At 71.5% G+C, this 19,193-nt stretch carries 18 protein-coding genes and 1 tRNA gene; 14 read left to right on the top strand and 5 right to left on the bottom strand.

Annotated features, from left to right (window positions below):
* Window positions 1-15 precede the first annotated feature (15 nt).
* The gene (locus tag ACZ7L1_RS11030) at window positions 16-600 is read right to left on the bottom strand and encodes a 5-formyltetrahydrofolate cyclo-ligase (RefSeq protein ID WP_471436087.1); all 585 of its coding nucleotides are present in this window, start codon (window positions 598-600) and stop codon (window positions 16-18) included.
* Between the two features lie 134 nt (window positions 601-734).
* On the opposite strand from ACZ7L1_RS11030, the gene galU reads away from it, so the two are divergent.
* The 7 genes from galU (at window position 735) to ACZ7L1_RS10995 (ending at window position 6,379) form a co-directional block, all read left to right on the top strand.
* The gene (gene galU / locus ACZ7L1_RS11025) at window positions 735-1,637 is read left to right on the top strand and encodes a UTP--glucose-1-phosphate uridylyltransferase GalU (RefSeq protein ID WP_471436085.1); all 903 of its coding nucleotides are present in this window, start codon (window positions 735-737) and stop codon (window positions 1,635-1,637) included.
* Between the two features lie 4 nt (window positions 1,638-1,641).
* Entirely contained in the window at window positions 1,642-2,964 is a 1,323-nt protein-coding gene (gene glp, locus ACZ7L1_RS11020) for a molybdotransferase-like divisome protein Glp (protein WP_471436082.1), read from the top strand.
* Between the two features lie 184 nt (window positions 2,965-3,148).
* Window positions 3,149-3,628, top strand: a complete 480-nt coding sequence (gene moaC, locus ACZ7L1_RS11015) for a cyclic pyranopterin monophosphate synthase MoaC (protein WP_471436081.1) — start codon at window positions 3,149-3,151, stop codon at window positions 3,626-3,628.
* Window positions 3,625-4,206 carry a MogA/MoaB family molybdenum cofactor biosynthesis protein gene (locus ACZ7L1_RS11010; RefSeq protein WP_471436080.1) on the top strand — a complete coding sequence of 194 codons (582 nt, stop codon included), beginning with the start codon at window positions 3,625-3,627 and terminating at the stop codon, window positions 4,204-4,206. Before moaC ends, ACZ7L1_RS11010 begins: the two co-directional genes overlap by 4 nt.
* Window positions 4,207-4,232: 26 nt before the next feature.
* Entirely contained in the window at window positions 4,233-4,841 is a 609-nt protein-coding gene (locus ACZ7L1_RS11005; RefSeq protein ID WP_471436079.1) for a GNAT family N-acetyltransferase, read from the top strand.
* A gap of 185 nt (window positions 4,842-5,026) precedes the next feature.
* Window positions 5,027-6,211 (top strand): divisome protein SepX/GlpR, encoded by a 1,185-nt coding sequence (sepX, locus tag ACZ7L1_RS11000; RefSeq protein ID WP_471436077.1) that lies wholly within the window; start codon window positions 5,027-5,029, stop codon window positions 6,209-6,211.
* Window positions 6,212-6,305: 94 nt separating this feature from the next.
* Window positions 6,306-6,379: transfer RNA gene (locus tag ACZ7L1_RS10995), tRNA-Ala, on the top strand.
* Window positions 6,380-6,582: 203 nt separating this feature from the next.
* Here the strand turns inward: ACZ7L1_RS10995 and ACZ7L1_RS10990 are convergent.
* Window positions 6,583-7,059 (bottom strand): GNAT family N-acetyltransferase, encoded by a 477-nt coding sequence (locus ACZ7L1_RS10990; RefSeq protein WP_471436076.1) that lies wholly within the window; start codon window positions 7,057-7,059, stop codon window positions 6,583-6,585.
* Between the two features lie 68 nt (window positions 7,060-7,127).
* Between ACZ7L1_RS10990 and ACZ7L1_RS10985 the strand changes: the two genes are divergently transcribed.
* Window positions 7,128-7,931: an exodeoxyribonuclease III gene (locus ACZ7L1_RS10985; RefSeq protein WP_471436075.1), complete on the top strand. Its 804-nt coding sequence runs from the start codon at window positions 7,128-7,130 to the stop codon at window positions 7,929-7,931.
* Here the strand turns inward: ACZ7L1_RS10985 and ACZ7L1_RS10980 are convergent.
* Entirely contained in the window at window positions 7,919-8,548 is a 630-nt protein-coding gene (locus ACZ7L1_RS10980; protein WP_471436397.1) for a MerR family transcriptional regulator, read from the bottom strand. The genes ACZ7L1_RS10985 and ACZ7L1_RS10980 overlap by 13 nt on opposite strands.
* A 163-nt stretch (window positions 8,549-8,711) precedes the next feature.
* On the opposite strand from ACZ7L1_RS10980, the gene ACZ7L1_RS10975 reads away from it, so the two are divergent.
* From ACZ7L1_RS10975 to ACZ7L1_RS10960, 4 genes are all read left to right on the top strand, one after another.
* Complete coding sequence (locus tag ACZ7L1_RS10975) at window positions 8,712-10,229, top strand: flavin-containing monooxygenase (RefSeq protein ID WP_471436073.1); 1,518 nt, start codon at window positions 8,712-8,714, stop codon at window positions 10,227-10,229.
* Window positions 10,226-11,161, top strand: a complete 936-nt coding sequence (locus ACZ7L1_RS10970) for an alpha/beta fold hydrolase (protein WP_471436071.1) — start codon at window positions 10,226-10,228, stop codon at window positions 11,159-11,161. The genes ACZ7L1_RS10975 and ACZ7L1_RS10970 overlap by 4 nt, the downstream gene beginning before the upstream one ends.
* A complete protein-coding gene (locus ACZ7L1_RS10965) occupies window positions 11,158-12,042 on the top strand; it encodes an SDR family oxidoreductase (RefSeq protein ID WP_471436070.1) in 885 nt (294 codons plus the stop codon). The genes ACZ7L1_RS10970 and ACZ7L1_RS10965 overlap by 4 nt, the downstream gene beginning before the upstream one ends.
* 76 nt (window positions 12,043-12,118) lie before the next feature.
* On the top strand, window positions 12,119-12,313 hold the full coding sequence (locus ACZ7L1_RS10960) for a hypothetical protein (protein ID WP_471436069.1): 195 nt from the start codon (window positions 12,119-12,121) through the stop codon (window positions 12,311-12,313).
* Window positions 12,314-12,390: 77 nt separating this feature from the next.
* On the opposite strand, the gene ACZ7L1_RS10955 is transcribed toward ACZ7L1_RS10960, so the two are convergent.
* Complete coding sequence (locus tag ACZ7L1_RS10955) at window positions 12,391-15,795, bottom strand: S41 family peptidase (RefSeq protein ID WP_471436068.1); 3,405 nt, start codon at window positions 15,793-15,795, stop codon at window positions 12,391-12,393.
* 212 nt (window positions 15,796-16,007) lie between these two features.
* On the opposite strand from ACZ7L1_RS10955, the gene ACZ7L1_RS10950 reads away from it, so the two are divergent.
* Both ACZ7L1_RS10950 and ACZ7L1_RS10945 read left to right on the top strand, forming a co-directional pair.
* The gene (locus tag ACZ7L1_RS10950; RefSeq protein WP_471436066.1) at window positions 16,008-16,607 is read left to right on the top strand and encodes a TetR/AcrR family transcriptional regulator; all 600 of its coding nucleotides are present in this window, start codon (window positions 16,008-16,010) and stop codon (window positions 16,605-16,607) included.
* Between the two features lie 99 nt (window positions 16,608-16,706).
* Window positions 16,707-18,944 carry an MMPL family transporter gene (locus ACZ7L1_RS10945; protein WP_471436065.1) on the top strand — a complete coding sequence of 746 codons (2,238 nt, stop codon included), beginning with the start codon at window positions 16,707-16,709 and terminating at the stop codon, window positions 18,942-18,944.
* Window positions 18,945-19,023: 79 nt separating this feature from the next.
* Here ACZ7L1_RS10945 and ACZ7L1_RS10940 read toward each other — a convergent pair whose 3' ends face one another.
* Entirely contained in the window at window positions 19,024-19,167 is a 144-nt protein-coding gene (locus ACZ7L1_RS10940) for a hypothetical protein (protein ID WP_471436063.1), read from the bottom strand.
* Between the last annotated feature and the right edge of the window lie 26 nt (window positions 19,168-19,193).

The raw sequence follows: 19,193 nt of genomic DNA, 5'->3' as shown, positions 1-19,193 counted from the left end.
CCATGTGTGCGGCTCTCATGGCCGGCGGTGGAAGCGGCGTACGCCCGACGGGGTCACCACGGCGTGCACCGGGCGGTCGTGCGCCTCCTCGGGGACCCGCTCGACGACCTCCGGGTCGTACAGGAGGACCACCAGGGCGGGGTCGGCGCCCGCGCGCTCCAGGCGGGCCAGCACCCGGTCGTAGGAGCCGCCGCCGCGCCCGAGGCGCATGCCGCGGGCGTCGACCGCCAGCCCGGGCAGCAGTACGGCGTCGGCATCCCGGACGGCCTCCGGGCCCAGGCGCTCGCCCGCGGGTTCCAGGAGGGCCATCCGCCCGCCGTGCCGCACGCTCACCAGGGACTCCGGTCCGGCGTACGTCCCCCAGTCGAGGTCGTTGTCCGGCATGAGCACCGGGAGCAGTACGCGCACGCCCCGCGCGCGCAGCGCGTCCAGAAGCGCGAGCGTGCCCGGTTCGCTCCCCACGGAGACGTACGCGGCCACCGTGCGGGCGTGCGCCAGCTCGGGCAGCTCCAGGGCCCGTTCGGCCAGCGCCACCGCCGCTTCCCGCACGTCATCGGCGGTCAATCCGCTCCTTACCGCGAGGAAGCCTCCCCGCAACATTCGCTTGCCAGGATCTGCCTGGTGTTCCATGGGACCCACAGGTCAGTGGCCTCCTCGTTCACAATGCGCTCATATGAGAGCGAATTAACCGGAGCCACAGTTTCCGCACATACCCACCGGATATCGTTGCGGACATGACTCAGTCGCACCCCAGGATCACCAAGGCTGTCATTCCCGCTGCCGGCCTCGGTACCCGGTTCCTGCCGGCCACCAAGGCCACGCCCAAGGAGATGCTGCCGGTCGTCGACAAGCCCGCGATCCAGTACGTGGTCGAGGAAGCCGTGTCCGCGGGGCTCGACGACGTACTGATGGTCACCGGCCGCAACAAGCGCCCCCTCGAGGACCACTTCGACCGCAACTACGAGCTCGAGTCGGCCCTGGAGAAGAAGGGCGACGCCGAGCGGCTCGCCAAGGTCCAGGAGTCCAGTGACCTCGCCACCATGCACTACGTCCGCCAGGGCGACCCCAGGGGCCTCGGTCACGCCGTCCTGTGCGCCGCCCCGCACGTCGGCCAGGAGCCGTTCGCGGTCCTCCTCGGCGACGACCTGATCGACCCGCGCGACCCGCTGCTCAAGCGCATGATCGAGGTCCAGGAGGAGTACGGCGGCAGTGTCATCGCGCTCATGGAGGTCGCGCCCGAGCAGATCCATCTCTACGGCTGCGCGGCCGTGGAGACCACCGAGGACAGCGATGTGGTCCAGGTGACCGGCCTGGTCGAGAAGCCGGACCCGGCGGACGCCCCGTCGAACTACGCCGTCATCGGCCGCTACGTCCTCGACCCGCACATCTTCGAGATCCTGCGCAAGACGGAGCCGGGCCGCAGCAACGAGATCCAGCTCACCGACGCCCTCCAGCAGCTCGCCGAGGACGAGAAGGTCGGCGGCCCGGTGCACGGCGTGGTCTTCAAGGGCCGCCGCTATGACACCGGCGACCGTGGCGACTATCTGCGTGCCATTGTCAGACTCGCATGCGAACGTGAGGACCTGGGCCCTGGCTTCAGGACCTGGCTTCGCAGCTTCGTAGCCGAGGAGATGTAGCGATTTGAGCGCCGCCGCGACCCGCACCACCGGCCAGGACCGCCTGTGGTCGGTGGACGAACACCTGGAGGACATCCTCTCCACCGTCCGCCCCCTGGAGCCGATCGAGCTGAACCTGCTCGACGCGCAGGACTGCGTTCTGGTCGACGACGTCACGGTGCCCCTGTCACTGCCGCCGTTCGACAACAGCTCCATGGACGGGTACGCGGTGCGGGTCGCGGACGTCGCGGGCGCGAGCGAGGAGTTCCCGGCCGTCCTCACGGTGATCGGCGACGTCGCGGCGGGCGCGGCCGACCTGCTGCACGTCGGGCCCGGCCAGGCCGCGCGCATCATGACCGGCGCTCCGCTGCCGCCGGGCGCCGAGGCCGTCGTCCCCGTGGAGTGGACCGACGGCGGGCTGGGCGGCGGCCCCGTCTCCGGGATGCGCGCCCGCAGTCTCGCGCCCGAGGGAGCCGCAGGGCAGGTGCGCGTCCACCGCCCGGCCGAGGCCCGCGCGCACGTGCGCGCCGAGGGCAGCGACGTCCGGGCCGGTGACTTCGCCCTGGCGGCCGGCACCGTCCTCGGGCCGCCGCAGATCGCGCTGCTCGCCGCGATCGGCCGCGGCACGGTACGCGTGCGCCCGCGCCCGCGCGTGGTCGTCCTGTCGACCGGGAGCGAACTCGTCCAGCCCGGCGAGGAACTGGCGGCCGGCCAGATCTACGACTCCAACAGCTTCGCCCTCACCGCCGCGGCCCGGGACGCCGGCGCCATCGCCTACCGGGTCGGCGCGGTCGCAGACGACGCGGACACGCTGCGCTCCACCATCGAGGACCAGCTCGTCCGGGCCGACCTCATGGTCACCACCGGAGGGGTGAGCGTGGGCGCGTACGACGTCGTCAAGGAGGCGCTGTCCTCCGTGGGCGACGCGGACGAGGCGGGCGGCGGCGTCGAGTTCCGCAAGCTCGCCATGCAACCCGGCAAGCCCCAGGGCTTCGGTTCCATCGGCCCCGACCACACGCCGCTGCTCGCGCTGCCGGGCAACCCGGTGTCGTCGTACGTCTCCTTCGAGCTGTTCGTACGCCCGGCGATCCGCACCCTGATGGGCCTGCCGGACGTGCACCGCCCCCGGACCAGAGCCGCCCTGAAGGCGGACAAGGCGCTGACGTCGCCCGCGGGCCGCCGGCAGTTCCTGCGCGGCACCTATGCCGACGGCACGGTGTCCCCGGTGGGCGGCGCGGGCTCCCACCTGATCGCCGCCCTCGCCCAGGCGGACGCCCTGATCGTGGTCCCCGAGGACGACACATCCATCGAGCCGGGCACGGAGGTCGAGGTGGTCCTGCTCGGCTGACGGCGGGCGCCCCGGGTGTCCGGGTTCGGAGGCTTCGTCCGGTCGGACTGGCCTGCCCGAGCGGTCCGGCCACGCCTCCGTATCCGGTCAGTGGACCTTGATCCGATGCCCGGGGCGACTTGGCGGTACCGTGTCGCGCACAGCAGGCCCGCGTGCCGGGCCAGGACCGGGAGTGCCGCAGCACATGAGTTCGCAGGACAGACTGACCCATATCGATGACGCGGGGGCGGCCCGCATGGTCGACGTCTCAGGCAAGGACGTCACCGAGCGCACCGCGCGCGCCAGCGGCCGTGTGCTGGTCTCACCGCGCGTGATCGAGCTGCTGCGCGGCGAGGGCGTCCCCAAGGGCGACGCGCTGGCCACCGCGCGCATCGCGGGCATCATGGGCGCCAAGCGCACCCCCGACCTCATCCCCCTGTGCCACCCGCTCGCGGTGTCGGGTGTGAAGCTGGATCTGTCGGTCGCGGACGACGCCGTGGAGATCACGGCCACCGTGAGGACCACCGACCGTACGGGTGTCGAGATGGAGGCGCTCACCGCGGTCGGTGTCGCGGCGCTCACCGTGATCGACATGGTCAAGGCGGTCGACAAGGCGGCGGTGATCACCGACGTGCGCGTGGAGGAGAAGACGGGCGGGAAGTCGGGCGACTGGAGCCGGGCATGACGGCACGGGCCGAGCCGCCGATCGGCGGTGCCCTCCTGGCGCCCTACGCGGCCCTGGTGGTGACCGCGTCGAACCGCGCGGCCGCGGGCGTCTACGAGGACAAGGGCGGACCCCTGATCGCCGAGGCGCTCACCCGCCTCGGTTTCGCGGTCGACGGCCCGTGGGTCGTGCCGGACGGTGACCCGGTGGAGAACGCCCTGCGGACCGGCTCGAGCGCCGGCTACGACGTGATCGTGACCACCGGGGGCACCGGCATATCCCCGACCGACCGCACCCCCGAGGCGACCCGCGCGGTGATCGACTACGAGGTGCCGGGCATTCCCGAGGCCATCAGGGCGTTCGGAAGTAAGAAGGTGCCCACGGCGGCGCTCTCCCGGGGACTGGCCGGAGTCGCCGACGGGACGCTGATCGTCAACCTGCCGGGGTCCACCGGCGGGGTGAGGGACGGACTGGCCGTCCTGGAGCCCCTGTTGGTCCACGCCGTCGACCAGATCCGCGGCGGGGACCACCCCCGGGCCGACGCCGGCGGGTCCGCGGTCCGCCAGGACCGCCCCGGACCGAGTGGGGGTGCGAGCTGAACAGCCCATCCTGGCCCGTCGAGCTGGTGGACGGCGATGTCGTCCTCCGGCCGATACGGCTGCGCGACCAGCGGGCCTGGCGCGAGGTCAACCGGCGCAACCGGGAGTGGCTGCGGCCGTGGGAGGCGACCATTCCGCCGCCCGCGCCCGGCGGCCCGACAGCGCACCGGCCGACCTACCGGCAGATGGTCCGGCATCTGCGCGCCGAGGCCAGGGCGGGCCGGATGCTGCCCTTCGTCATCGAGTACCAGGGGCGCCTGGTGGGGCAGTTGACGGTGGCCGGGATCACCTGGGGCTCGATGTGCTCCGGGCACGTCGGCTACTGGGTGGACGAGGCGGTCGCGGGCCGCGGGGTGATGCCGACGGCCGTGGCGCTCGTCGTCGACCACTGCTTCCGCGCCGTCGGGCTCCATCGCATCGAGGTCTGCATTCGCCCCGAGAACGGTCCGAGCCGCCGGGTCGTGGAGAAACTGGGATTCCGTGAGGAAGGGCTCCGGCCGCGTTATCTGCACATCGACGGGGCCTGGCGGGACCATCTGGTCTTCGCGCTCACCGCGGAAGAGGTGCCCGAGGGGTTGCTGGCGCGCTGGCGCCGGGCACGCTCTCAGCAGGCCCACCGCCACCCCGGAAAATAAAAAGTACGTTCGAATTTGATCGGGTGGCGATCGTCTCGCGTTCGTCTGAGGGCAATGAGATTAGCGGCCCCGTCGGTCTGCTGATCGCATCCGTCCCAAAAAAAGTTCGAAATATCAGCCAGATCGTGCGACACACCGGCTCAATTGGCAGATGGCCTCACGCAAACCCCTCTACCGTGTGAGACGTGAGCAGCAGCGGCCTCATCTACGCAGTCATTGTCGGGGCCTGGGCCGCCTACTTGGTGCCGATGTGGCTCCGTAGGCAGGACGAGCTGAACGAGTCTCGTCCGACGGAACGCTTCAGCACCGCCATCCGGCTGCTGTCCGGACGGGCGGGAATGGAGCGCCGATACGCCAAGGACCTGCGGGCGCGCTCCGCCGAAGAGGGGGAGCCCGGCGCGAAGCCGGACGGTGTCACCGGCTCGGTGGACGTCCGGTCCTTCGCCATGCCCCCGACCGAGCGGCAGCCGCGGGCTCGGGCTGAGGCGGAGCCGGAGAGCAGGCCCCGGCGGGAGCAGGGAGAGCGGGCCGAGCCGGGGGAGCCGCGCGCGGCCGAACCGGGTGCCCCCGGACGGGTGCCCCCGGCGCGGAAGGTCTCCTCGGCGGAGGCCATGGCGCGCGCCCGGCGCTCGAAGGTGCTCGCGCGCCGGCGGCGGACGACCGTGGTGCTCTTCCTCGCTTTCACGCTCGGCGCGATCGTGGCCGCCGTCGGCGGGCTCGCGTTCCTGTGGGCGCCGGGTGTGCCGGCCGTGCTGCTGAGCGCGTACATCGCCTACCTGCGGACGCAGGAGCGGAAGCGGTTCACGTACACGATGGACCGGCGGCGGGCCGAGGCGGCGGCGCAGCGGTTGCGGGAGCGGCAGCCGAGGCGGCGGCCACCGGTCGACTCCGACACGGACGAGGCGGAGGACGGCCCCGAGGCGGAGAACGACCCCGGGCTGTCCGCACTGGCCGCCGACCGACGCGCGCTCGTGGAGCAGACGGACCACGCGGAGTGGGTGGACCAGCAGCGGGAGCGACAGCGCAGGCCGGGGCACGGGGAGAGCTGGGACCCGGTGCCGGTGCCGCTGCCGACGTATGTGACCGCGCCGGTCGCTCCGCGGGCGACGCCGAGTGTCGACCTCGGGGCGCCGGACGCGTGGAGCTCGGCACGGTCGAGCACGGCGGAGGCGGCGCCGACGGCGGGCGCGGAGCCCGGGCCCGGCGCCGATCCCGGGGCGGGGTCGGGGGAGCGGGCGGAGCCCTCGGAGGGTGCCGACCGGAGCGATGCCCGGCGGGCGGCGTCGGCTCGGCGGTCGAGGGAGCGGGGGCGGACCCCGCTGTTCGACCAGTACGAGGAGGGGGAGCGGCCGCGGGCCGCGAACGAGTAAGGGGCGGCGGCGGCACGATTGCCCGTGGCCGGGGCGGCTCTGGAACGGATTTCCTGACCAGCCGACGGGGATGCTAGAGTTTCACTCGTTGCAAGGGCCTGTGGCGCAGTCCGGTAGCGCACCTCGTTCGCATCGAGGGGGCCAGGGGTTCAAATCCCCTCAGGTCCACGCAGCATGGAGGCCCGCTCCCCGCAAGGGGGGCGGGCCTCTTGCCATGCCCGTCCCGACTTTCGCGGCGCGGCGTTCCCAACTCCGCCCGGCGGTCACCCTGAAGCGGTGATCCTGAAGCGGTGATCCTGAAGGGAAGAGCCGGGAAACCGCGAGGATTGCCCGGCCTCTTGTCTGTGCGACTGGTGAGCCTCACCCGACGCCTAGAGCGGCTTCGCGAAGCACAGGCTCGATTCGTAGAGGCGGTAGTAGCCGAACTTCGCGCACGGTTCGTAGCCGCTGGAGGTGTAGAGGGCCACCGCCTCCGGCTGCTTGGTGCCCGTCTCCAGGACCATGCGGGTGCGGCCGGCCGCACGGGCGTCCTCCTCCAGGGCGGCGAGGATGCGGCGCGCCAGACCCCGGCCGCGCATCTCCTCGATGACGAACATCCGCTTGAGTTCGGCGTCCCCGTCCTCGTACCCCTCGTCGTTCTTCTCCTGTGAGCGCCAGCCGCCCGTGGCCACGGGGCGGTCCTGCTCGTCGTACGCGATCAGGTAGAGGCCGGCCGGCGGTACGAACATCGCCGGGTCCAGGTGCGTGGCGTCGCCACCGTCGCCGTAGCGAACGTGGTACTCGGCCTGGACGAGGTCGTTGAGCTTGACGGCGTCGGGGTGGTCGAAGGAGGCAGGGCGAATATTCACGCCGGAAAGCGTACATCTATACGAATAATGCCGGTGGGGCTGTGCCCGCCTGCCGGTATCGTTCCCGGGTGCTCACTGTGACCTCCGTGAACGTCAACGGGATCCGTGCCGCCGCGAAGAAGGGCTTCGTGGAGTGGCTCGACGGTACCTCCGCCGATGTGCTGTGCCTCCAGGAAGTACGCGCCGAGCCCGGGCAGATCCCCGAGGGTGTCCGGGCGCCCGACGGCTGGCATGTCGTGCAGGCCCCGGCCACCGCCAAGGGGCGCGCGGGGGTGGCGCTCTACACGCGGCGCGAGCCCGACCGGGTGCGGATCGGGTTCGGGTCGGCCGAGTTCGACGGCAGCGGCCGGTATGTCGAGGCCGATCTGCCCGGTGTCACCGTCGCCAGCCTGTACCTGCCCTCGGGTGAGGTCGGGACCGAACGGCAGGACGAGAAGGTCCGGTTCATGGCCGAGTTCCTCGGCCATCTCAAGGAGTTGCGGGAGCGGGCCGCCGCCGACGGACGCGAGGTCGTCGTCTGCGGCGACTGGAACATCGCCCACCGCGAGGCCGACCTGAAGAACTGGCGCGGCAACCGGAAGAACTCCGGCTTCCTGCCCGAGGAACGCGAGTGGCTTGGCCGAGTGTTCGATCCGGCGGACGGCGGGTACGTCGACGTCGTACGGTCGCTGCATCCCGATGCAGAGGGGCCGTACACGTGGTGGTCGTACAGGGGGCGGGCCTTCGACAACGACACGGGATGGCGCATCGACTACGAGGTCGCCACGCCGGGTCTCGCCGCCAAGGCGGTCAAGGCGTACGTGGAGCGCGCGGCAACGCACACCGCGCGCTGGTCGGACCATGCGCCGGTGACAGTGGTCTACGACCTCTGATCCCCCAGCAGCCGCCGGTCCAGCGCCAGTGAGAGTTCCGCCTCCACCACGCTCTTCGCCAGCGGGCGCAGGCGTTTGATGTCCTCCGGTGAGCGGTCCTCCGCGGCCACCAGGTCGTTGAACAGCTCCGCCAGGGCCTCCGCGTGGTGGCGGACGCGGCGGGCGGCGGCCAGGACGTCCGCCAGTGGGATGCCCTCGCGGACCAGTGCGGCCGAGACGTCCAGCAGCCGGCGGCTGACGTGCACGATCTCGCCGCCGTCCGTGCCGAGGTAGCCCAGTTCGAGTGCGGCGGAGAGGTTCTCGGGTGTCGCCTGGTCGCCGAAGACGTCGGCCAGTGCCTCGGGGGTGAGCCGGACCGGGGTCTCCTCGCTGGGTGCGCCGAGGCCGAGCAACTCGCCGACGTCGCGGCCGTGGTCGAAGGCCTCCGCGAGTTCCGCGATGCCGCTGAGGGTGTGGCCGCGTTCCAGGAGCGCGGAGATCGTCCGCAGCCGGGCCAGGTGCGTGTCGTCGTACCAGGCGATACGGCCCTCGCGGCGCGGCGGGTGGATCAGCTTGCGCTCGCGGTAGAAGCGCAGGGTGCGCACCGTGATGCCGGCCTTCCCGGCCAGCTCCTCCATGCGGTACTCGTGCCGCTCCCCGTTGCCTGCCACGCCCGAACCCTACGTCGTACCGTCGGTAACTTTCCTTGTCCCACCCCTACCCATCGGTACGGCCGCTGCCCTACCCTCCCGATTGCGCCAGTGTTCACTGGCAGAGTCTGGCGGACCAGGAGGCTGCGGGATGGCCGAGCACGAGCATGTACGGGTGGCGGTGATCGGGTCGGGGTTCGGCGGGCTCGGTGCCGCCGTGCGACTGCGCCGGGAGGGGATCACCGACTTCGTGGTCCTGGAACGGGCGGACTCGGTGGGCGGCGCGTGGCGCGACAACACCTACCCGGGCTGCGCCTGCGACGTCCCCTCCCACCTCTACTCGTTCTCCTTCGCACCCCACCCAGACTGGCCGCGCACCTTCTCCGGTCAGGAGCACATCCGCGCGTACCTGGAGCATGTGGCGGACGTCTTCGGCCTGCGGCCGCACCTCCGCTTCCGCAGCGAGGTGAAGCTGACGACCTGGGATGCCGCGAAGCTGCGCTGGGACATCGAGACCAGCAGCGGATCGCTCACCGCGGACGTCGTCGTCTCCGCCACCGGCCCGCTCTCCGACCCGAAGATCCCCGACATCCCCGGCCTCGACTCCTTCCCGGGCGCGGTCTTCCACTCCGCCCGCTGGGACCACGACCAGGACCTGCGCGGCAAGCGGGTCGCCATGGTCGGCACCGGGGCCTCCGCGATCCAGATCGTGCCGGCCATCCAGCCCGACGTCGCGAAGCTCGTCCTCTTCCAGCGCACCCCACCGTGGGTGCTGCCCCGTGTCGACCGCGCGATCAGCGGCCCGGAGCGGGCACTGCACCGCGTGCTGCCCGCAACGGCGCGGCTGCGGCGCGGACTGCTGTGGGGGATACGGGAGTTGCAGATCCAGGCGTTCACCAAGCACCCGAACGAGCTGGGCCTCGTCGAGCGGCTGGCCAAGGCCAACATGGCCCGCGCCGTCAAGGACCCGGCCCTGCGCGCCAGGCTGACCCCCGACTACCGCATCGGCTGCAAGCGGATCCTGCTCTCCAGCGACTACTACCCGGCCCTCGCGCAGCCGAATGTGGACGTCGTCGCGAGCGGGCTCGCCGAGGTCCGCGGTCGGGCGGTCGTCGCCGCGGACGGCACCGAGGCCGAGGTCGACGTGATCGTCTTCGGTACCGGGTTCCATGTGACGGACATGCCGATCGCCGAGCGGGTCGTCGGCGTCGACGGCAGGACGCTCGCGGAGAGCTGGAGGGGCGGGATGCGGGCCCTGCGCGGGGCCTCGGCCGCCGGGTTCCCCAACTGGATGACGATCATCGGGCCCAACACCGGGCTCGGGAACTCCTCGATGATCCTCGTGATCGAGTCCCAGCTGAACTACATGGCCGACTTCCTGCGGCAGTTGCGGGTCCTGGGCGGCCGGGTCGCGCTCGACGCCCGTCCGGGTGCCGTCGCGGCCTGGAACGACAAGGTGCAGGAACGTATGAAGCGCACGGTGTGGAACACCGGCGGCTGCACCAGTTGGTACCTCGACGCGGACGGCCGCAACACCACCGTCTGGCCGGGTACGACGACGGAGTTCCGAGCGGCGACGCGGCGCGTGAACCTCGCGGAGTACGACGTGCTGCGGGCATCCGCCCGGCGGAGCGCGCAGGCCGAGGAGCGCGTGGAGGCCGGCGCATGAGGCGCCCGACGCCGGTGGCCACGGGCCCCTACGCGCCCCCGGCCCCGGACCGTGAGCTTTCGGTCCTCTCCGCCGACGGCGCCCGGTTGCACGTCGAGGTGCACGGACCCGAGGGCGCGTCCCCGGTGGTCCTCGTGCACGGCTGGACCTGCTCGACCGCCTTCTGGGCCGCGCAGATCCGGGACCTCGCGGCCGACCACCGGGTGATCGCCTACGACCAGCGCGGACACGGGCGCAGCCCCGTGAGCCCCACCTGCTCCACCGAGGCCCTCGCCGACGATCTGGAAACGGTGCTCGCCGCCACGCTCGCACCGGGCGAGAGAGCGGTGGTCGTGGGGCACTCCATGGGCGGGATGACGGTGCTGGCCGCCGCCGCGCGCCCCCGCTTCCGCGCACACACGGCGGCCGTCCTGTTGTGCAGTACGGGCAGCGGGCGCCTGGTGGCCGAGTCACTGGTGGTGCCGATGCGCGCCGGGCGTGTGCGCACCTGGCTCACGGCCCGCGTCCTCGGCTCGCGCGCTCCGCTCGGGCCGGTCACGCCGGTGGCCCGGCGCATCCTCAAGTACGCCACCATGGGCGCCGCTGCGACGCCGGCCATGGTGGAGGCGTGCGCGCGGGTGGTGCACGCCTGTCCGCGCGAGGTGCGTCACGCCTGGTCGCTCGTGCTCGAACGGCTCGATCTCGAAGACGTTGTACGGGAGTTGACCGCACCGACTGCCGTCGTCGTCGGAACCGCCGACCGGCTCACCCCGCCGGTGCACGCGCGGGCGCTGGTCGCCGCGCTGCCGCACTGCGTGGGCGGCACGGAGCTGCCGGGGCTCGGCCATATGACACCCGTGGAGGCACCGGAGCTGGTCACCGGGAGGATCCGCGAACTCGTCACCGCGTACGCGGCACACACACCGAACGAGCCGGTCAAGGAGGGCACATGAGCAGGGTGAGCCTCAAGGGGCAGGTCGCCGTCGTCACCGGCGCGGCGCGGGGCGTCGGCGAGCTGCTGGCCCGCAAGCTGTCGGCACGCGGCGCCACGGTCGCCCTGGTCGGCCTGGAGGCGGACGCCCTCAAACGCGTCGCGGAGCAGCTGTACGGGGACGGCGGCCACTGGTACGCCGACGTCACCGACCACGAGGCGATGACGCGGGTCGCGCGGGAGGTTCAGCAGCGGTTCGGGAAGGTCGACATCGTGGTCGCCAACGCCGGTGTGGCGAACGGAGGGCCGTTCGCCGAGTCCGACCCCGAGGCGTGGCGGCGGGTGATCGAGGTCAACCTGATCGGCTCGGCGGTGACGGCCCGCGCCTTCCTGCCGGCGCTGATCGCGAGCCGGGGCTATCTCCTCCAGATCGCCTCGCTGGCGGCGATCACGCCGGCGCCGATGATGACGGCGTACTGCGCGTCCAAGTCGGGCGTGGAGGCGTACGCGCACAGTCTCCGCGCCGAGGTCGCGCACCGGGGTGTACGCGTCGGAGTCGGGTATCTGTCCTGGACCGACACGGACATGGTGCGGGGTGCCAACCAGGACGAGGTGATGCGGGAGCTGCGGCAGCGGCTGCCGTGGCCGTCCAACAAGACGTATCCACTGGGGCCGGCGGTGGACCGGCTGGTGGCCGGGATCGAGCGGCGGTCGAGCCATGTGTACGGGCAGGCGTGGCTGCGCGGGATGCAGGCGGTGCGCGGGTATCTGCCGGGAATCATCGCGACCGTGGGACAGCGGGAGATGCGGCGGTTCGAGCCGCGGCTCAGGGGGGTGCGCACGGGGCTCGTCGGGGCCGGCGGTCAGGCCGATGAGCAGCGGCAGAGTACGCTCGGTAACTGATCGAAATGCGTGCTTTGTTCCTGCGTGTCAGTCTGGTCGAGCCCGATCCCCTCACCCACTTCGGGAGTGAACCCACATGGGTATGAAGGACAAGTCCGAGCAGATCAAGCAGCAGGCCAAGCAGAAGATGGAACAGGCCAAGCAGCAGGCGCAGCAGCGCGGCCAGCAGGCTCAGCAGCGGGGTCAGCAGCGGGGCCAGCAGTCGCGGGACGAGGCGCAGCGGATGCAGGAGGAAGCGGAGGACCGCTTCGACCGGGACCGCGAGCGGTAGCCTGCGGCCGGCTTCGGCCGCGGTGAGTGGGGCGCCCTTCCTTTGAGGGCGCCCCATTTTCGGGTGCCCCACTGCGGTTACGGCCTCGGTGGAAGTTTCGGGCGGGTTATGTCCGGGACCTGGCTGTAGTCCGGTGGGGTCGCCGCCGGCTGCGTCTGAAGGAGGTTCAGGGCCACCTCGACCGCGTCCGACAGTTGCCTGTGGCGGCCCTCCGCCCAGTCCACGGGGGTGCGCTCGATCTCCAAGTCGGGGGTGACGCCCCGGTTTTCCACCGACCACCCGTACGCGTCGAACCACGCCGCGTTCATCGGCACCGTGATCACCGTGCCGTCGCCCAGGCGGTGACGGCCCGTCACGCCGACCACGCCGCCCCAGGTGCGCTGGCCGACCACCGGACCGAGCTTCAGCAGTTTGAACGCGGCCGTGATCATGTCGCCGTCGGAGGACGTGGCCTCGTCGGCGAGGGCCACGATCGGTCCGCGCGGGGCGTTCGAGGTGTACGACACCGGCTGGGCGTTGCGAGTCAGGTCCCAGCCCAGGATGGTGCGCGTCAGCTTCTCGATGACGAGTTCGCTGATGTGGCCGCCCGCGTTGCCCCGTACGTCCACGATGAGGGCCGGCCGCGAGACCTCCTTCCTGAGGTCCCGATTGAACTGTGCCCAGCCGGAGCCGCCCAGGTCCGGGATGTGCAGGTACCCGCAGCGGTCGCCGCTCAACTCCTTCACGACCGCACGGCGCTTGGCGACCCAGTCCTGGTAGCGCAGCGGCCGTTCGTCGACCAGCGGCACCACGGCCACACGACGGGCTCCGCCCTCCCCGTCGGCGGGCAGGAACGTCAGCTCCACCGTCGTACCGCCCGCCCCGGCCAGCAGCGGATACGGTCCCGTCACCGGGTCCACCGGCCGCCCGTCCACATGGGTCAGCACGGCGCCCTCACGGATGCCGGTGCCCGCGAGGGGGGAGCGCGCCTTGGAGTCCGACGACTCGCCCGGCAGGATCCGCCTCACCACCCAGCGCCCGTCGCGGCGCACGAAGTTGGCGCCCAGCAGGCCCTGGTAGCGCTGGTAGTGCGGCGGGCCCTCGTTGCGTCGGGCCGCCGCCACGTACGCGTGCGAGGTGCCCAGTTCGCCCAGCACCTCGCGCAGCAGGTCCGCGAACTCGTCCGGGGAGGCGACCCGTTCGACCAGCGGGCGGTACTGCTCCAGGATCGCGTCCCAGTCGATCCCGCACATGTCCGGCTCCCAGAAGTAGGCCCGGATGAGCCGGCCCGCCTCCGCGTACGCCTGCCGCCACTCCGCGCCCGGGTCCACCTCGTGCATGATGCGGCGTGCGTCGATCCACACCGTCGTGTCCAAGTCGCCGGACTCGGTCGACGGCACCGCCCGCAGGTCGCCCTCGTCGACGACCACCAGCCGCGTCCCGTCCCCGCTCACCGCGAACCAGTCCAGGTGGCCGACCAGTTCGGACTTCTTCGCCTTGCTGAGGTTGAAGTGCTCCAGGGTGGGGCGGCCGGAGACGTCGTCCGGGTTGACGAAGGTCTCGCCCAGCGCGCCCGAGATCGGCCAGCGCAGCCACACCAGGCCGCCGCCCGCGACGGGACGCAGCTCGGAGTACTTCGAGGCCGTGACCGGGAACGGCGTCACCCGGTTCTCCAGCCCCTCGACCTCGACGGTCACCACGCCGCCGCCCTCCTCCTCGTCCTCTGCCGGGTCGAGACCGCCGGCCGCGGGCCGTCCCTCCGGGTTCAGCGCGAAGGGGGAGTGGGTCGCGGAGGACAGCGGGACCAGGTACGGGCGGCAGCCGAGGGGGAAGGACAGGTCGCCGGTGTGCACGTCGTACACGGGGTCGAAGCCGCGCCAGGACAGGAACGCCAGGTAGCGGCCGTCGCGGGTGAACACCGGGTTCTCGTCCTCGAAGCGGCCGTTGGTGACGTCGACGATCAACTGGTCCTTTATGCGGGCCATTTTGATCTGCCTCAGCGACCGGCCGATCCCCGGATGCGACCACGTGAGCCACGCGCCGTCCGGGGAGAACGCCAGGTCCCGTACCGGCCCGTTGTCCGAGCGGACCAACTCCGTGACCGTGCCCTCCGTGACCGCGCCCTCCGTGACCGCGCCCTCCGTGACCGCATCCTCCGTGACCGCGCCCTCCGGCTCCTCGCTGTGAGGCTCCTCGCCACCAGACTCCTGGCCACCGGACCCCTCGCCACCGGGCTCCTCGCCACCGGATCCCTCGTCGGCCACGGTGACGAGCAGCAGACGTCCGTCGTTCGAGGCGATCGCGAGCCGTTCGCCCTGCGGGTCCGCCACCATCTCCAGGACGCGTCCCAGTTGCCCGGAGGCCAGCCGGCGCGGCCCGCGGTCGCCGGAGGCACGCGGCAGATACGCGATCTCGATGGCGTCCTCGCCCTCGGCGTCCGTGACGTACGCGATCTGCCCACCGGCGCCCAGCATCTCCGGCAGCCGGATGCGCACCCCGGGGGTGTCCGTGATCGTGCGGGCGGGGCCGTCCCGGTGCGTGAGCCAGTACAGGCTGCCGCGGACGACCACGGCGCTGGCCCGCCCGGTCTCGTCCACCGAGATCCCGTCCACGTGCTGCGCCGCCGGCACCTGGTACTTGCGGCGCCCGGCCCGTGGTCCGCCCAGGCGCACGTCCAGGCGGCGCGGGATCGAGTCGGGGGACAGGTCGTCGACGATCCACAACTCGCCCGCGCACTGGTACACCACCCGCGCGCCGTCGCTCGCGGCGTGGCGGGCGTAGAAGCTGTCGTGGTCGGTGTGGCGGCGCAGGTCGGAGCCGTCGTACGCGCACGAGTACAGGTTGCCGATGCCCTCGTGGTCGGAGAGGAACGCGATCCGCCCGCCGACGAACATCGGCGAGCCCAGGTGGCCCTCGAGGTCGACGAGCAGCCGCTGCCCGTGCAGCCACAGCCGGCCCATGGCGCCGCCGCGGTAGCGCTTCCAGGAGGCCGGTTCGTGCGGGGGTGTGCCGGTGAGCAGCAGGGTTCTGCGTTCGCCGTCGATGTCGGCCACGGCTATGTCGGAGACCGGGCCCCAGGGCAGCTTGCCGCCGGGGTCGCCGTCGGTCGGGACCTTGTAGGCGAAGGTGTAGTGCGAGAAGGGCTCACCGTGCGAGGCGACGGCGAGGAGGTCGCCCTCCGGGGTCCAGCCGCACACCCGGGTGTCGACGCTGCCCCAGTAGGTCAGCCGCCGGCCGGGGCCGCCGTCCACCGGAGTCAGATGGATCTCCGGGAACAGGCTGCGCCAGCTCGTGTACGCGATGAACCGGCCGTCCGGGGAGAAGCGGGGATGCCCGATCTTCGTACGGTCCACGGTGAGCCGCCAGGCCCGGCCGGAACCGTCCAGCGGAGCCGTCCACAGGTCGTCCTCTGCGGCGAAGCACAGGCGGTCGCCGTGCAGGTGAGGGAAGCGGAGGTAGCCGGGTGCCTTCTCGTTCTCGTACTCGTCGCGCGCTTCATTCACCTACCCATGCTTTGTCCGGCGACGGGGCGCGGCAACTCGTAGGGAGGGTGTGTCGGCAAGGGCGTCGACAACCGCGTGACCCAGAACACGTACGAAACTGTTTCGTTTCGTTTGGCTGTCGGGGTATCGTCATGGAGTACGAAACAGTCTCGTTCGGAGCCCTGCCGCTCCGGGCGGGAAGCAGGAAACACCGAGCAGGAGAGGTGAGTCGCATGACCGATGTCGCGACAGGGCGTCGTAGTCGGATCACCCCCGAGCGTGAGGCCGAGTTGTACGAGGCCGTGCTCGACCTGCTCCGTGAAGTCGGCTACGACGCCCTGACGATGGACGCCGTGGCCGCCCGCACCCGTTCCAGCAAGGCGACGCTCTACCGCCAGTGGGGCGGCAAGGCCGAGCTGGTGGCGAAGGCGATCCGGCACGGCAAGCCGAGCCGCTTCGCGGACGTCGACACCGGGTCCCTGCGGGGCGACTTCCACGCCCTCACGGCACACCAGGACGACTGCACCATGGAGCAGAACCACGCCCTGATGCGGGGTCTGGCCATGGCGACGCACACCAACCCCGACCTTCAGCGGGCGTTCCGGGAGCACCTCGTCGAACCGGAGAGGGAAGAGTTCCGGCGCGTACTGCAGCGGGCCGTCGACCGCGGGGAGATCCGCGCCGACAACCCGGCGCTGCAGTACGTGGTGCACATGTTGATCGGCGCGTTCGCCACGCGCTCCCTCATCGACAACCTGCCTCCCACGCAGGCGTTCCTGCGCTCGTACATCGACGCCGTGGTCCTCCCCGCCCTCGGCGCACCCACCACCTGACCTGTCCCCCAGCTGGCCCCCACCTGACGTCACCGCTCACGTCGTCGGGCTGATCACCCCTGCCCTGAAAACCCCACGACTGACCGGGAGTACGCCCTCGTGGCCACTTATCTCTACAGACTCGGCCGTCTCGCCTTCCGGCGACGGCACTTCGTCGCCCTGATCTGGGTGGCGCTGCTGACGCTCGCGGGCGTCGGCGCCGCCAGCGCCCCGGCGGCGGGCTCCTCCTCCTTCTCCATCCCCGGCACCGAGGCCCAGAAGGCCTTCGACCTGCTCGAACAGCGCTTCCCGGGGATGAGCGCCGACGGGGCGACCGCCCGTGTCGTCTTCAAGGCGCCCGGCGGGGAGAAGGTGACGGCCAAGGACAACAAGTCGGTCGTCGAGAAGACCGTCACGGAGCTGCGCTCCGGCTCCGAGGTCGTCTCCGTCGCCGATCCGTTCACCGCGCAGGCCGTCAGCAAGAACGGCACGATCGCGTACGCGCAGGTGAAGTACAAGGTCTCCGGGATGGAGCTGAAGGACTCTTCCAAGGACGCCCTGCAGGAGGCCGCGCAGAACGCGCGGGACGCCGGGCTGACCGTCGAGATCGGCGGTGACGCGCTGCAGGCCGCACCGGAGACGGGCGCTACCGAGGTCATCGGTATCGCGGTCGCCGCGGTCGTCCTCGTCATCACCTTCGGTTCCCTCGTGGCGGCCGGGCTGCCGCTGCTCACGGCCCTGATCGGCGTCGGCATCGGCGTCTCCACGATCACGGCCCTGGCGAACGCGCTGGACCTCGGTACCACGACCTCCACGCTGGCGATGATGATCGGCCTCGCGGTCGGCATCGACTACGCGCTGTTCATCGTCTCCCGCTACCGGGCCGAGCTGGCCGAGGGCCGTGAGCGCGAGGAGGCGGCGGGCCGGGCGGTCGGCACGGCGGGCTCGGCGGTGGTCTTCGCGGGCCTGACCGTGGTGATCGCACTGGTGGGCCTGTCCGTCGTGAACATTCCGATGCTGACGAAGATGGGTGTCGCGGCGGCCGGCACCGTGGCCATCGCGGTCCTGATCGCGCTGACGATGATCCCGGCGCTGCTCGGCTACGCGGGCCGCAGGGTCAAGCCGGCGGGAGAGAAGAGCAGGCTGCTGGGTGGCGGCCGGGCCGCGGCGGGCAAGAAGGACAAGCCGAACATGGGCACGCGCTGGGCGAGTTTCGTCGTCCGCCGCCCGGTCGCCGTGCTGCTGCTGGGTGTGATCGGCCTCGGTGCCGCGGCCCTTCCGGCGTCCCGGCTGGAACTGGGCCTGCCGGACGACGGTTCCCAGCCGACGTCCACGACCCAGCGCCGGGCGTACGACCTGCTGTCGGAGGGCTTCGGGCCAGGCTTCAACGGGCCGCTGATGGTGGTGGTCGACACCAAGGCGAGCGACGACCCGAAGGCGGCGGTCGCGACGGTGACCGACGACATCAAGGGCCTGAAGGACGTCACGACGGTCACGCCGGCGACGTACAACAAGGCCGGCGACACGGCGATGATCACGGTCGTCCCCGGATCCAAGCCGTCTTCGACGACCACCGAGGACCTGGTGCACGGCATCCGGGACACCGGCGCCGGGCTGAAGTCGAAGACGGACGCCAAGTTGCTGGTCACCGGCACGACGGCGATGAACATCGACTTCTCGCAGAAGCTCAACGACGCGCTGATCCCGTACCTGGCGCTGGTGGTGGGCCTCGCCTTCCTCCTCCTGATCCTGGTATTCCGCTCGATCCTGGTCCCGCTGAAGGCGGCGCTCGGCTTCCTGCTCTCGGTGACGGCGGCGCTCGGCGCGGTGGTCGCGGTGTTCCAGTGGGGCTGGCTGTCCGGTCTGCTGGGCGTCCAGCAGACGGGCCCGATCATGTCGATGATGCCGATCTTCATGGTGGGCGTGGTGTTCGGCCTGGCGATGGACTACGAGGTCTTCCTCGTGACCCGTATGCGTGAGGCGTACGTCCACGGGGAGAGCCCCGGTCAGGCGATCGTGACCGGCTTCCGGCACGGTGCACGGGTGGTGACGGCGGCGGCCGTCATCATGATCGCGGTGTTCTCCGGCTTCATCGGCTCCAGCGAGTCGATGATCAAGATGATCGGCTTCGGCCTCGCGATCGCGGTGTTCTTCGACGCGTTCGTGGTCCGGATGGCGCTGGTTCCGGCCGTCCTGGCGCTGCTGGGCCGCCGGGCGTGGTGGCTGCCGAAGTGGCTGGACCGGGCACTGCCGAACGTGGACGTCGAGGGTGAGGGCCTGCGCGCGGCGTCCGACGCGGCCGATCGCCGGGACCCGGACGCGGATCCGGACCAGGAGAGGGAGCTGGTGCGGGTCTGAGCGACTGGGCCTGAACGCGAACGGGGCGCCTCACCGGTGGGTGGGGCGCCCTGTCGGGTGAGTGCGTCGTGGCCCGCTCTCAGTGCGCTGCGTCGCCGGACTGGTCGTCCGCGAAGACCTCGGCGGCGGAGGCGGCAGTGATGGCGCGGTCGAACCAGCGGGTGAGGGTGTCGAGGTCCTTGCAGGAGGTGACGCGCTCGCGGTCGGCGTCGGTGAGGAGCATGTTGCGGCGGTCGACAACCCAGTCGC

It is taken from the genome of Streptomyces sp. NPDC107546 (assembly GCF_055639175.1).
Note: the sequence above shows the minus strand (reverse complement) of the source record. Positions and strands in the feature narration are given on the sequence as shown.

Coding starts and splice junctions, on each gene's coding strand:
- moaC (WP_471436081.1), top strand. CDS start 3,149: ATGAGTTCGCAGGACAGACTGACCCATATCGATGACGCGGGGGCGGCC.
- ACZ7L1_RS10975 (WP_471436073.1), top strand. CDS start 8,712: ATGGCCGAGCACGAGCATGTACGGGTGGCGGTGATCGGGTCGGGGTTC.
- ACZ7L1_RS10970 (WP_471436071.1), top strand. CDS start 10,226: ATGAGGCGCCCGACGCCGGTGGCCACGGGCCCCTACGCGCCCCCGGCC.
- ACZ7L1_RS11030 (WP_471436087.1), bottom strand. CDS start 600: ATGTTGCGGGGAGGCTTCCTCGCGGTAAGGAGCGGATTGACCGCCGAT.
- ACZ7L1_RS10965 (WP_471436070.1), top strand. CDS start 11,158: ATGAGCAGGGTGAGCCTCAAGGGGCAGGTCGCCGTCGTCACCGGCGCG.
- ACZ7L1_RS10940 (WP_471436063.1), bottom strand. CDS start 19,167: ATGCTCCTCACCGACGCCGACCGCGAGCGCGTCACCTCCTGCAAGGAC.
- ACZ7L1_RS10980 (WP_471436397.1), bottom strand. CDS start 8,548: ATGGAGGAGCTGGCCGGGAAGGCCGGCATCACGGTGCGCACCCTGCGC.
- galU (WP_471436085.1), top strand. CDS start 735: ATGACTCAGTCGCACCCCAGGATCACCAAGGCTGTCATTCCCGCTGCC.
- ACZ7L1_RS10960 (WP_471436069.1), top strand. CDS start 12,119: ATGGGTATGAAGGACAAGTCCGAGCAGATCAAGCAGCAGGCCAAGCAG.
- ACZ7L1_RS10950 (WP_471436066.1), top strand. CDS start 16,008: ATGACCGATGTCGCGACAGGGCGTCGTAGTCGGATCACCCCCGAGCGT.
- ACZ7L1_RS11010 (WP_471436080.1), top strand. CDS start 3,625: ATGACGGCACGGGCCGAGCCGCCGATCGGCGGTGCCCTCCTGGCGCCC.